Source organism: Frankia sp. CpI1-P, from assembly GCF_001421075.1.
GTDB classification, from domain to species: domain Bacteria; phylum Actinomycetota; class Actinomycetes; order Frankiales; family Frankiaceae; genus Frankia; species Frankia torreyi.
In genome coordinates this window covers 16286-29895 of sequence record NZ_LJJX01000007.1, presented here as the reverse complement: position 1 = coordinate 29895, position 13610 = coordinate 16286, and the positions used below count along the sequence as shown (strand labels likewise).

Genomic DNA, 13610 nt, shown 5'->3' with positions numbered 1-13610 from the left:
TCCAGATCACCCAGCTCCCCGATCCGCCCGAACCGGACCTGCAGGGCGCCGCCGAGGTCGGACAGCATCCCGGCGCGGTCGGGATCGTCGGTCGGGGTGGCCGCCACCGCTTGGTGGAACAGGTCGATGGCAGTGTTGAGCGCGGTGGGGTCGCCGGTATGCAGAGTCTCGCGCAGTAGGTCGACAGCCCGATCAGCTCCGGCCTGGGCTGGATCAGACATGCCGAAGGGGCTCTTCTGCTCGAAGGAGGCGCGCATCAACCGTTGCAGTCGCGCCCGAGCCTGTCCGAGTAGACGCCCCCGCATCCGTATCTCCCCGTTCCTGGCGCGGCGCCGTCCAAGCATCGCCACGCGTACGCGACCAGGAATTGACCGTGGCGCGGGCGGGCGGGCGGCGCACGAGTAGTCGACTACTCGTCTTCGAAGGCCGGTGTGTCGCCCCACACCGNGGCGGCCAGGCCGGTTCGGCCGCGTACGCCGAGCCGCTGTCCGGCGCGCAGGATATGTCCTTCCACGGTGCGGACCGAGATGACCAGACGCGCGGAGATCTCCAGGTTGGACAGTCCCCGGGTCGCGAGGCTGACGATCTCGCGTTCCCGCGCGGTCAGGGGCAGCGGCCGCAGGGCCGCCGCCAGCGCCGGGGTCAGGAGACCCTCGCCCGCGCGGGCCAGACGGTCGGCCCGCGCGGTGGCCACTGACGCCTGGCCCCGCCGGCCCGCACGGGTATGCACCAGTGCGGCCTGCGCCGCGGCGTCGGCGGCGGCGGCCAGGTCCCCCATGTCTTCCAGCTGGGAGGAGACGGACAGCAGCGCCGCGCCGTCGTCGGCGGCCAGCGCGGCGGCATGCGCGGCCGCCTGCGACGCGCGCGGACCCGTGACCCGCTGCGCGAGCCACGCCAGCCTCGCGGCACCCTGCCGGTACCCGAACCGGGCGGCCGTCTGGCGAAGCAACACCTCCCAGCCCCACTCCCCGTTGTCCGCGTTCCTCTCGGCAGCGCGGCACAGCGTCGCGATCGCCTCGCTGATCGCCCCTTCGGCGGCTGAGACCCAGGCCGTGGCCAGCGCCCGGTCCGGTTCGAAGAGCGCGAACCCGGGATGCCACCCCGTCTCCAGCTGGTGCAGCGCCACCCTGGCCTCGGTGGCGGCGCCGAGCATCGCGTACGACTGGGTCAGGCTCATCAGCGCGCGGATCTCCCACCCGCCCAGCCCACCGTCCACCAGGCCGGCGTGAGCCTCGCGCAGCCAGCGCAGGGCGGTGCGCGCGTACCCGCGCGCCGCCGCCACGTGACCGAGCAGCGTGATCCCCATCAGGTGGGAGTTCCCGAACGGTTGACGAAGCTCGTCGTAGGACGTCCGGGCCAGCGTCTGCGCCTCGTCGAGATGGCCGGCGAGGCGCAGACCGAGAACACTCAGGTCATGCAGGCCCATGGCGAGCAGCGGGCCGTCACCGATGCGGGCGACCGCCCCGCGCAGCCGGGGGAACTCCGGGCGGGCCTCGTCGAAACGGCCGAGGACACCCAGGCCGGCGGACAGGCCCCAGCCGGCCAGGACGACCGATTCGTCGGGCAGCGTGGTCTGCTCCAGCGCCGCGCGGGCCGCGCGCACCGCCTCGGCGGGCCGGCCCAGCCAGAGATCGAACGTGCAGCGCAGCGCGGCCAGCGCCGCCCTGACCGTGGCGCCGTCCTGGGCGGCGCGATCAGGGTCGGTGATGCTGAGCGTCCCGTCCACGGCGACCGATGCGCCGGCGGGGACGGACAGAGCCTCCAAGGCGTGTTCCGCGCGCCGCAGGACCTCGTCGGCCTCGTCCGGTTGCCGCAGGATCCAGAACAGGTTCCCGGCCCGGGGAATCGCCACCAGGCTCTGCTCGACGATGCTGCGCGCGAGCGGCTCCGACACGCGAAGCTGCTCCTCGGCCTCCTGCCCGCGGTTGAGCCAGGTCAGGGCGAACGCGAGCAGGAGGCGGCCCTCGAACCCGCTTCCGGCGGCGATCGCGGCCCGAGCGAGCCGCTCCGACAGGCCGACGTCACCGAGCACGCTGGCCGCGCGTGCGGCGGCGAGCAGCAGACCGGTGTCCGGGGTGAGATCCGAGTCCATGACCAGCACGGCCTGGCGAAGAACGTCATCGGCGCGCCGGGTGCCGAGGGCCCCGAGGGTCGTCGCGAGGGTTCCGCGCAGCCGCCGGGCCCGCAGCAGGCCGGTACTCGCGCGACGCACCTCGCCGTAGAGCGGGTGGGCGAGCCGGGCGTGCAGCCGCTGTCCGTCTCTGCTGATCTCCAGCAGGCCGCGCTCCTCGGCCTGCTCGACGGCAGCCCGGGAGGTCAGGCGCACCAGGGGAACGACGCCGAGTGGCTCGCTGAGCGCGAGGAGATCGATCACGTCTCGCAGCGGCTCCGGCAGCTCCCCCATCCGAGCCTCCACCAGCTCCGTGAGCCCACGGGACAGGCGTGGCTCCCCCGACCAGCGCCACACCCCCGCGGTCGCCCGCAGCCGGCCGGCTGCCCGTTCGCCCTCCACGAGCAGCCGCAGATACAGCGGATTCCCGCGGGTCAGCGCCCAGATCCGCTGGGCGCTGACGCTGTCGACGTCACCACCCAGGACCGTCCGCAGAAGATCGCGCGCTGTGGGTTCGGCCAGTGGCACGACCTCCACACGCTCCAGATACTGCTCCTTCCACAAGGCGGTCACCGTCTCCGGCACCAACGTTCCGTTCCGGACGGTGACCACGAGTCTGACCAGCCCACGGGACGCCAACTGGTACAGGACAAGCGCCGAAACCTCGTCCAGCAGATGCNCGTCGTCCACCCCGAGCACAATGGGGCGGCCGTCCGACCCGCCGTCGCTCAACAGGTCGAAGGTCCGCCGCGTCGCCGTCGCGAGGTCACCGCCGGAAGCACCAAAGACCGTGAACAGGCCCAGCGGAATCCCCCGGGTCGCCATGGTCGCGGTCGCCCACCGCACGACCATCCCGCGGCGGCGCGCCGCCGCCAGCGCCTCCCGGGCCAGCCGCGTCTTTCCGACGCCAGCCTCACCCGCGAGAAACACACCCGTGGGCCCCGAAGCCAGGCGCATCACCCGGTCGACCAGACCCAGTTCCTCGGCCCGGCCCGTCAATGACCATCCCCCCCGCACGACCGAACCTTACCGCCGGCCCAGCGTCGAAGATCTCCCGCCGCGGTGACTCGAGCGCGACAATAGAACGAAGATAATCCGGCTGGTCGGTTCGTCAGGACAGCCCGAGCGCCAGGAGAGTCAGGAAGAAACCCGCCGTCGGCGTAGGCCGCGAACTCCCGCCGCACCGGGCTCCGGCCGCGCCGATTCCGACCCCGACCGCGGCGAGGACGACGCCGGCCGCGCCGCACCGCCCGCCCCTGGTCCGGCAGGGAATCCCACCGATCGCGCACGCGCATAGATCTCGGGGAAGGTGTCGACAAGACTCGGCGACATCGGCGTCCCGATCGGAGCCAGCCGGGAGCCGACGGACGTCAGCAACGACAGGGCGGCGGCCGCTGCCCCCAGGGACAGCGACAGGACCCACGACGCGGACATCAGGCCCACTCGACCCGCGCCCAGGACGACCATCAGTGTCTGACAGAACGTCTTGGCCGCCCGTTCGGCCAGGTCGCGCCAGAAGGCCGCGGCACACACCGTGGTGGCCTCGACAAGGAGTTCAGCGACGTCCCGCTTTCGCGGGTCCACCCCTGCCATCTCGACCGTCGACATCCGTCCGCGCCTCCCCCCGGGGGCGGTCAGCTGATGGTGTCCATCGGCCTCGTCGGGTCGCTGTGCCGCCCGCCGCCACGGTCCCGACTGTGGCGCATGGCGGCTCCCAGCGCACGAGTAGTCGACTACTCGCGATCAGGCAGCTGGCGAGCATGCCTGTGTCGTCCCCACGCCCGAGGGGGTGGTCCGTTGGCAGGTAGGGACCGAGGAGCACGCTGTGTCCTGATTACCGGCAGGTGCTCCTGTACGGGACGCCGGGGGCATAGCGGCGCCATTCATCCCTGGTGAGGCAGAGCGCGGCCGAAACAACCGTGTTGGTCTCGCCGAGTACGGTCTGGAGGGGCGTGTCGTTCAGGGTGGTGCTCAGGCTGGTGCGCGCTCCGGCCTGGCTGTCGATCGTGTCGGCGGCGAGAGCGAGCCCGAGAGCAAGACGTGGATCGGCCTTACGTAGATTGTCCGCTTCGGCAACCAGGGCCCTTGCGGTGACGAGCTGACGCTGCCGGACGGAGTGGCGCCACTGCTGGACGGCAAGGAAGGGGGAAGAATCCTTTCCGTCGCCGATGAAAGCCGCAGAACATCAGGCAGCGGGATGAGACAGGACTCTTCAGTTCGAACTCGGCATCGGCATGGATGTCATATCGGATAGAATGCCTCAGACCTTACATGGATTTCTTCGAGAAGTCACTGGGCGTGGCCGCCGGGCGGAAGATTAACCTGCTTATGAAGCCTAGAACAGGGTCGAACACCCACTTAGAGACCACAACGAACGCCGGACAGTCCTGATCCTGCTTCTAGCATTCCTCGCCGCCCTATCGACCCTGGTGGCTGTGATCACCGGGATCCTTGTCCGGGTCAACGGTGAGAGCTTGGCCAGCGCGGTGCTCGCCGGCGGCGCCGCGTTCGGCGGCACCTTCGCCCTGACGCTCACGGTCATCACCGTGGTGCGCGGAGGGACGGACACAGACGGATAGCCCGTGTCAGCTCTTCCTGCTGGACGCCGGCGACCGGGGCGCTGACCCCAGGGGTGGTCGTCGGTGCCGTCCGCACATAGCTCTGGCGCTGCGAGGTCGGGGATTACCGGGCACCAGACCGGCGCCGGATTGGTCTCGCCTTCACCAGCTCCGGTCGACGCCGGCCGGCACCGGTCTGATGACATGGACGGGTGCCGGCGACGCGATGGGGACCTCGGATCGACGAGCGGTTCGCTCGGCCGCTGCGGCGCGGGCTGCCCGCGTCGGCCCGGACACCGGGGGTGCACGTCGTCGAGGCCGCCGGTGCGCTGCTGCGCGTCCGCGACGTCGGACAGGGGCGGACGCTGGTGTTCGTCGCGGATCCGCCGGTCACCGTGGAGGCCTACAGCGAGGTGATCAGCCGGCTCGCCGGGCGTCACCGGGTGGTGGTCCTCGAGCCACCGGGATTCGGCTTCTCGACCCCGCCGGCCGGCTTCGACGGCTCCTTCGCCGCGACCGCCCGGGTCGTCGAGGCATTCCTGGCTGACCTCGGCGGTGCACCGATGGGGCTGGTGTTTCCCTGCGCGTTCGGCTACCTCGGCCTGGACATCGCCACCCGCCGCCCCGACCTGGTCGACCGTCTCGTGCTCACGCAGGCCCCGGGCTGGGCGCAGGAGATCGCCTGGCGGAACTCCGTCGCCCGCAGATCGCCGCTGCGCCTGCCGGGGGTCGGCCAGCTCCTCCTGCGGCCGTGCGCGCCGCTGGTCGCCCGCTCCTGGCTGCGCGCCGCCACGGCCGACGCCATGCTGAGCAGCATGATCGTCCGCCACAGCGACGCCGCGTTCGCCGCGGGGGCGATGTTCGCTCTCGCCACCGCGTTCCAGACCTACCTNAGCGGCCCCGCGCCGACCCTGGCGCCGGCCGTCCCGGTCACCCTGCTGTGGGGCGACGCCGACCGGTCCCACCGCGCCAGCGATCCGGAGACACTACGCGACCACGTCCCCTCCGTTCGTATCCACCGGTTGCCCGGGACGGGGCACTTCCCCGAACTGCAACGCCCAGACGCCCTCGCGGCCGCCCTGGCACTCGACGGAACGACGTGATACCTCCGCCCGCAACCTTCCTGAAGGCGCGCGTCGTCGTCGGGCTCCGACATCACCCGCCCGGTGGCCGCACCAGTCTTCTGCCCACTGCAGCGCACGACGCTGCCGACATCGCGCGCCGGCCTCGCGCTGCTGAGGGCGACGGCGAGGCCCATGGCCGCCACCCCATGGTCGCCACAAGGGATCGAGGAGCGGCTACACGGACTCGCAAGCTCGCCCGGTCGGCGCTGTGGCGGTCGCCGCCGGCGACGCATGATCCGCGAAGGTACCGGCGGATCTGACTCCGACTCGGGTCGCTGGCGGTGGGCGGGACCGCCTGCCGGATGTCGCATTCCTGTGTGCCGAGCCGGTGCCGTTCAGGCTGGTGGCCACGGACCCGCCGTGTCTCACGAGTGGTCGACCGGCCGGGCGATACGGCCGCGTGCCGCAGGTCGTAGGAACGACGCGCCAGCGGCGACGCCTGCTCGGCCGGCGTGAGCGCTATCTCGCGGGCCTGCCGCCACCTCGCGATGTACCGGATCGCCTAATTCTTAGCTAGAAAGCAACCTCGCCGGGGCTCTGGAGTCGCGACTGCCTCCTCGGCGCACATCACGTTCAAGCAGGGTGGCCTGGAGCTCCAACTCCAGTGGCGCCACGAGGTCCCGCCCACACCGGCAAGAGGAAACGGGAAACATTCCGCATCTGGGTTTCCTCCCTTCCACAACTGGCACACTCGATCTGCGAGACACTCGGCTGGGCGAACAGACGACGATGGATGTTCGGACAGCGACGGAGGTAGACGTGATCGGCGAAGATAAGTTCTTCGGAGGCGAACTACGGAAGCTGCGTCTTGCCGCCGGTATCACACTCACACAACTGGCCACCGCGGTGCACTACAGCAAAGGGCATCTCAGCAAGGTCGAACGTGGGCTGAAGGCACCCAATCACGAGCTTGCGCAGCTATGCGATAACACACTGCAGACAGGTGGCGTACTTGTTGCGCTACTGTCCGCTAAGAGGCTGGCATCCACGGCGAAGATATCAGCCGAAGATGACGGACACGAAGAGGAGGTTTGGCTTATGCAGCTTTCCCCGGAGGGCAAGAGCTGGTTCCAGCCCATCGGTAGACGCCAAATCATGGCGGCAGGCGTGACTTCCGCGATGGGTATCGGCCTCGNCACCCAAGGTCCTTTCGAAGCCAGAGTCGGCATGGAGAACACTTCGGCCCTGGAGACATTTCGCACGCTGTTCGACAACTATCGGCGGCTCGGCCAGTCGGTCAGCCNCGGCTTCCTCTTGCCGGCCCTCATCGCGCAGACACATACCCTACGAGAACTCTCGACGCACGCGGGGCCGCGCATGCGGCAGGAGCTTCTTCGCCTCGGTTCACGCTATGCGGAGTACGTCGGCTGGCTGACGCAAGAGACCGGAGACGACCGGGCGGCTCTGTGGTGGACACAGCGGGCAGTCGAACTGGCCGCCGCAGGTGGCGACCACCATCTCGCCGCCTACGCCATGGTCCGGCGCGCGCTGATCACTCTCTACCGGGAACAGGGCGACGAGACCGTCGCGCTCGCCCGACAGGCGCGGCATGGCGGGCTCCCGCCGCGGATCCAAGGCTTGGCCGCGCAGCGCGAAGCCCAGGGACATGCGATCAACGGGGACTACAACGCCTGCATGCGCTGCCTGGATGAGGCCCGCGACCTGTTCGCCGATGCGGTCTTCGACGAAGGCGCACCCGTCATCGGTACGACGCATCTCGCCGACACGGTAGCCATGATCACCGGCTGGTGTCTCCTCGACCTTGGTCGGCCCGAGCAGGCGGCCGAGGTGATGGACAGAGAGATGGCCCAGGTGCCGGCGTACGCCCTGCGCACGAACGCCCGTTATGGCACTCGCCGGGCTCGGGCCCACGTGACGGCCGGCAACGTCGACCACGCCTGTGAACTCGCCAGCCGTGTTCTCCCCGATGCGCTGACCGTAAGCTCCGCGACTATCGCCGCCGACCTACGGCAGCTCGCCCGCACCCTCGCGCGGTACCCCCGCAATCCGGCAGTCCAGGCGCTAACCCCAGATCTCAGTACAGCACTAAAAATCGTGACCCCGTGAGGAGAGTCCCATGCCCGAAGTCTTCATCAACTATCGCACCGGCGACGGAGACAAGACCGCTATCACGATCGAGCGGGAACTCTCTCATCGTTTCGGAAGCGAGCTCATCTTTCGGGCATCCAAATCGATCCCGCTCGGAACGCAGTTCGACGAGGAGCTAATCGCCAACGCACGGCGATGCGCCGTCCTAATTGCCGTGGTAGGACCGAGCTGGGCCGCTTCCCCCGCCCTACACGATCCGAAGGACTGGGTACGACAGGAGATCATGGAAGCACATCGAAACAACAACAAGGTCATCGCGCTCCTGGACGGCCGGAAGACCGACCGACTGCGCAGATCGGATCTGCCCAGAGACCTACACTGGTTCGCCACCAGTCAGTCCTGTCGCCTTGACGAGCACAACATAGGGCGTGACCTTAACACTCTCGGCGACAAGCTGTGCGAGTTGTCCTCGACTCTACGTGAGGCCGACCGTAGCCACCCGGACTCCGCGACGCCGCAACTCACCAGGAACTCTGTCGGCGAAGCATACGGTACGGTACTGCTCGGCAATACCGTTGACGGCGATGCCGGCACAATCGTGAAGGGAACGAGCGGGCCGACGAACACAGGAAAGGGTAATCTTTACAATCACTCAAAACACTTTTCCGGCAACGGGGTAAACTACACGGCGGGCGAGCATCTGGGCGACGTCAACCAGNGCTTCGACACCTCCCGAGAGGTATCGAACGACGAATGACCGACCAGCTTAGAACTATCATTACGGATTCTTCTGGCGCCGTCAACGCCGGCTCCGGGGTGCTGAACGTTTATCAGTACGGCACATATGCGCATGACAGAGAACGATGGAATCCTCGACGGATTGCCGAGGACGATCTCGTCTGGCTGTATGACCGCTTCGTGCAGCCGCCGGGATATCGGGACGCGCGGAACATCCTGATGGATCGACGAACTGTTCTGCTCAGTGGACAGGCCGGCAGCGGACGAAGGACAGCGGCACAGGTGCTCCTCTATGNCCTCGCCAGTCCGTTCGGGACGTTGCACGAGCTGTTGCCGGAGACAGAGGACGGGCGAAGTCGCCTCTCCACCGACCACATCGGTGCCGGTGATCAGTTATGGCTGGATCTTTCCACCGCGAATGGCGTTCTCTGGGACCAGGTTCAGGGCGAGCTGTCGTCGTTCCGGGCGACCGTCCTGGAGCGCAGCGCGTATCTGGTCGTCATCCTCCCCGAGACCCGCGAGCTCCGGAACGAGTTCGAGGGCCTTCTCGTCGAGATCGGACGGCTGTCCGAGAAACGGGTCCTAGAGAAACACCTTAAGATATCCGAGATCGATCTTGGTCAGGATACCCATCTGCCCCCCGAGGTCGCCGAGAACCTGGCGGGACAGCCCTCCATGCAGCGAACGGCCGATATCGCCTCGCTGATCCGTCGTGCACGTGACCAGGGCCAGCCAAAGGAGGGGCCCGCCGACTGGTGCCGCCGTGCCTGCGTCGCCATCGCGGATCAGTCAGCCCAGGTGACGGATCTCCTCGGGAAACACCAGAGTGGCTTTCAGCGAGCGCTGCTACTCACCGTCGCTATGTTGCATGAGGCGCCGTCCCATGACATCCAGGTGGCCACCGAACTTCTTCTGCAAACGACGGAGCATCCACCGAATGATCTACCGTTGCTTGTTCAGGATGACCTGGCCGCANGGTTACAGGAGATCGGTGCCACCGAAGACCGGTTCGGTCGTGTTTGTTTCAGAGAGCTTGGATATGACAGAGCGATCCAGATCCATTACTGGAATAAAAGGCCCGATCTGCGATCGCACCTTATTAACTGGATAGACGGGGCCATCCGGTCGCCCGATCTAACAGAAAGAAGTCGCGACGGACTGGCTGAGCGACTTGCCGAGCAGTGCTTGAGGGGGCGTTACCCGAACGACTGGTCGACTTTGATAGATCTGGTATTGGAATGGACGACAAATGAAAGACGCGGCTTGCTTCCGCAGGCTGCGGATCGCGTTCTTCGATACGGACTTGAACACGAGGAGGCGGCCAGCGTATTCCGACGGAAGATCTACGAATGGTCTCAGGAATCACGGCTGAGCAAATGTCTCGTTGGCGTTCTCGTGGCGATGTGCAGCGAGGTGATCGCGAAACGCCATCCGGAACAGGCCGTGGTCCGGCTACACCATCTCACGCGACGCCAACGTGGCTTGCCCATGCCGAGAGAGGCGCTGCTGCGACTCGTCGCGGACAGCCAGAGCCTACGACGGCTGATGTTCAGTCGACTCGCAATGACCTTCGGTCAGGGAAAGGGATCCGACCGGGCCCGATGGGAGGTTGATACCACGCTTTTCCTCGCGCTTTCCATTCCGACGGCCCTGGTCCGCTCCCCTGATCGCCTCGCTGGTCCGCTCCTCGACGAGCCATCCGTACGCGATCATCTCGCAGCCTGCTGGAATGGTGTTCTGACCGAAGACCAGGTGATCGGGACTGAGCGGATCGGCAGCTGGCTGGACGAGGCAGCCGATGCCCAGCGGTATCGCGAGGTAATTCTCGACCTGTTGGTGACCGCCTGCGACCGACAGGTCGGCATTTTGGCCCGCCTCTATGGAGTCGCATGCCTATGGGCCGACACGGCGGACACCAGCACATACCAGGCGCGCAGCCACATAAGAGTACAGCTATTGCGGAAGATTCATACCGCGCGAAGTCGCGTGGCACACTGACCAGAATACCAGCGTGGGGAGATATCATCGTGCCGTTCCGCCGCGCAGCCGTCGCGACTCTACTCATAGTCATCGGCGGCTTGGTAGGAATTCTCGTCGTGCCATGGAATCATTTTTCCTGGACGACCGTGCCGATCTTTCTCGTTTTTACTGCCCTTGCCGTCGGACTCCTTTTTTTGCGAAATATCAAGCGTCTCGATTTCCGATCGCAGAACATCCCGATTCCCACCTCCGCGCCGCGACCGATCAGTCAGAGTGAGCACCGACTCAGTAGAGTTAGAGTGCCAAGCAGCACCGCGGACTATGACTTCCTGTTCTCAGCCACGGTCCGCTGGGGGACGATCGAGCTGAACCNGATCACGACGCTCGCCAACCAGGCCGGCGCCGCGCGCGAGGCGATCATTCAGCGCGCTCGGCTGGTGACCGAGAAGAGTCCCCCCGCCCGCGCGGCGCTCGTCGAACAGGAGCTAAGCGGCTGGCTCGNCAACCTGGAGCGCGACCGCTCTGGTCAACTAATGGTGATGGCCGAGGACATCGTGCTCACTCTCACCGACCATGATCAGAAACGCCTCGACAAGCTGGCGGACATGCGCAAGGATGAAGAGGTCTGGAAACACGAATGGCGGTGGGACCAGCTCAAGCGTCGGTACCTCGCCGACGACGTACTCAAGGACACCGGCAGCACGGTCGTGTGGTGGCTGGCCCGGAACGACCACCAGGTCGAACGCACGATCGGGGATCTGCATCAACTCGCTCGGCTTTCCGCCGCCGCGAACAACCGCGATTTGCCTGAATGGTTCCACCGCCTCGACCGCTTTCCGGCGCAGACGACAGCTTCCCTTGCAGACGGCAACGGTCACTCGGACGGCCACCATCGGAACGGCATAGACGGTGCCGCGTCCCAGCGCATACCTGACACGGCGGCCGACCACCTCAACAGGCTGCTGGACTCGGCTGGCCTTACCCACGACGATCCGCAACGCCGGCTGCTGGCCGACCAGATCGCCGAGACCTTCCACGACTATCAGATGGAGGAGTTCGCGCAGACGCTACGTCCACCGCCTGCCAGTACCGCCCCATCCGGTCCCACGCAGGACCAGGAACCGGCAGCCCGGGAGCCCGGCGGACACCACCACGCGAATTCTAGTCCCGACGTCGTTGTTGGCATCACCACGGAGTCGGAGTCCGACCCCGATCCGTTCACCGATGACGGCGTCGGCGCAGATCCCGATGACGAGCCAGAGCATCGATCCGCGAACGGGTACCAGGCCGGTCTGTAGTTCGGTGGACGTCGGCATNCTCACCGGAAAACGGGTGCCTCGATCGAGGCTCCTTGATTCGGCCCTATCCCGTTGCCATCCTGGGTGCGGCTGGCCGCCCGCGACTGTGCGGTCAGCCGCAAGGGTCGCGGAACCGGACCGCCCATGATGTCCTAGAGTATCTTTCGGAGGCAGAAAAGTTCGAGCAGCCGGCCGCGTTTAGTGCTTTGGTGGTGGACACGGGACCAGTTGAACGAAGGGCACCGGGTTGGAACAGAGCGGCGAGATCTACGAAGAGCTGATGCTGCAGGTCGAGGGACTATCTGGGGAGATCGCGCAGCAGCTCCGGGCCGAGGTGACGAGGGGCCGGCTGGTCCGCGGATTCGAACTCTCCGCGCGAGAGCGCCGGCTGNGCGATCAGCGGATCACCGACACCGAAAGCGCGAGGATCGGGCGCGCTGACGTCGCGGTGATCGAGTATGACGGGGACCAGCGGCTTCGCCTGCTATGTGAGGCTCTCGTGACCGCGGCCCGGACCATGGCCGCGTCAAGACGAGCGCTGATTGGTCTTCTGGAACTCACCGACCTGTCTGGCAACCAGATCGTCTTTGCGGACGAAGACGATCCCAGTCCCAGAGTTCTGAACATCGGTGTGCAAGCCCGGGAGGCAGAATGGCGCCGAGGCATCGTCGAGCAGGAGCTTGCGCCACTGCAGCAGGAGCTTTCGTCATGGCTGNGAGCAGGGACGCCGCGCTCGCAGCCGTGCGTGCAGCACTTGACACACTCAGCGACGTCTACGTGGACGCCGCCACAGAGTCCGACCTGTACGAGGCCGCCCTCCTGACCGAGGCAGTCCGGGCCGCCCGGGACGCCGGGGGGACCGTCCTGCTCACCAACGACGGTCACAGCCGGCCTCGAGCCGTCGTGTTCCGACGCTCCCCCGGGAACCTGTGGAACCAACAGTTCACGTACGCGAAGGTCACGTTCAGCCCGACACGCATCCTCGAGATCCACCTGGGCGTCTTCGTGCTCGCAACGTCCGGTGTCCCCCACGAGTGCGACGTCGCCGTACTCGATCACGACGAGGCGCAGCGGAGCCGGCAGGCGAACGTCCATCCGCGGGCATCCAAGTTGATTGCCGCCATCGAGGCAAAAAACTACAGCGCACCGCCCGGCCTCAACATCGGCCGTTCCTTCCTTGGCCTCTCGACCGAACTCGGGCCAGGCAAATCCTTTCTCGCGTTCCCTTCCAGCCACGCCAGGAGCGTGGAGACACTACTCGCCAAACGATCGAGCGAATGCTTCAGTGGCGTGGTGCCCGCCAGCCCCGACGCCGACGGGCTGCGGAAACACATCGAAAAGAAGATCAAGAACTGGGTCGTCCAAGGCTGAGGACATGATCCGTTTTGCTCCAGAACCCCCGATTCAGCGGCTTCCTGCACGGCGGGCGCCAGCCCTGCCCGCCAGCGCCAACCCGACCGCCTCCACCATTTGCCGCGCCAGCGGGATGAACCGGGCGTGCGGGCTGGTCAGCCCCGTCACCTGCTCGGCGAACGTCACCCGGACGCACTTGCCGGTCCCACAGCGGAAGCGGCGGACCAGCAGGTCGACCTCAACGCGAGCTCCCGCAACCGGAGCGTCGACCAGAAGACACCGTTACCGGCCGTGCACTCGCTCGGACACCGTCCCGCAGTCGGACACATTCCGCTCGCGACCCGCGACCGGACACTCAGACGCAACCGATCAGCGACTCGTTCCACGCGATCCACCACGA

At 67.0% G+C, this 13610-nt stretch carries 7 protein-coding genes and 6 pseudogenes; 8 read left to right on the top strand and 5 right to left on the bottom strand.

Features of this window, described 5'->3' with window-relative positions; all coding sequences use genetic code 11:
- The 4 genes from FF86_RS34650 to FF86_RS31120 form a co-directional block, all read right to left on the bottom strand.
- On the bottom strand, positions 1-221 hold a 221-nt coding region (locus tag FF86_RS34650; RefSeq protein WP_199865688.1), incomplete at its 3' end, for a hypothetical protein.
- 227 nt (positions 222-448) lie between these two features.
- Positions 449-2683 (bottom strand): helix-turn-helix transcriptional regulator (locus FF86_RS06525; protein ID WP_206778907.1); only part of this gene is annotated, 2235 nt, incomplete at its 3' end.
- A gap of 107 nt (positions 2684-2790) precedes the next feature.
- Positions 2791-3127, bottom strand: a 337-nt coding sequence (locus tag FF86_RS65520) for an AAA family ATPase (protein ID WP_396229797.1), incomplete at its 3' end; no start/stop codon positions are given.
- A 120-nt stretch (positions 3128-3247) separates the two neighbouring features.
- Complete coding sequence (locus FF86_RS31120) at positions 3248-3718, bottom strand: holin (RefSeq protein ID WP_063870347.1); 471 nt, start codon at positions 3716-3718, stop codon at positions 3248-3250.
- Positions 3719-4539: 821 nt separating this feature from the next.
- On the opposite strand from FF86_RS31120, the gene FF86_RS34140 reads away from it, so the two are divergent.
- The 8 genes and pseudogenes from FF86_RS34140 to FF86_RS65495 form a co-directional block, all read left to right on the top strand.
- Positions 4540-4689: a hypothetical protein gene (locus FF86_RS34140; protein ID WP_157866930.1), complete on the top strand. Its 150-nt coding sequence runs from the start codon at positions 4540-4542 to the stop codon at positions 4687-4689.
- A 191-nt stretch (positions 4690-4880) separates the two neighbouring features.
- Positions 4881-5560: pseudogene (locus FF86_RS41880) on the top strand (alpha/beta fold hydrolase); the annotation flags it as partial.
- A 1-nt stretch (position 5561) separates the two neighbouring features.
- The coding region (locus tag FF86_RS41875) for an alpha/beta fold hydrolase (RefSeq protein ID WP_242418294.1) at positions 5562-5771 on the top strand (210 nt) is incomplete at its 5' end.
- Between the two features lie 750 nt (positions 5772-6521).
- Positions 6522-6927: pseudogene (locus tag FF86_RS65515) on the top strand (helix-turn-helix domain-containing protein); the annotation flags it as partial.
- 109 nt (positions 6928-7036) lie between these two features.
- A pseudogene (locus FF86_RS65510) lies at positions 7037-7859 on the top strand (transcriptional regulator); the annotation flags it as partial.
- A 10-nt stretch (positions 7860-7869) separates the two neighbouring features.
- Positions 7870-8559: pseudogene (locus FF86_RS65505) on the top strand (TIR domain-containing protein); the annotation flags it as partial.
- A gap of 35 nt (positions 8560-8594) precedes the next feature.
- A pseudogene (locus tag FF86_RS65500) lies at positions 8595-8874 on the top strand (ABC transporter substrate-binding protein); the annotation flags it as partial.
- A gap of 1 nt (position 8875) precedes the next feature.
- Positions 8876-9554 (top strand): annotated as a pseudogene (locus FF86_RS65495) (hypothetical protein); the annotation flags it as partial.
- Positions 9555-13261: 3707 nt separating this feature from the next.
- Here FF86_RS65495 and FF86_RS61945 read toward each other — a convergent pair.
- On the bottom strand, positions 13262-13396 hold the full coding sequence (locus tag FF86_RS61945; RefSeq protein ID WP_255355720.1) for a hypothetical protein: 135 nt from the start codon (positions 13394-13396) through the stop codon (positions 13262-13264).
- Positions 13397-13610: the final 214 nt, after the last annotated feature.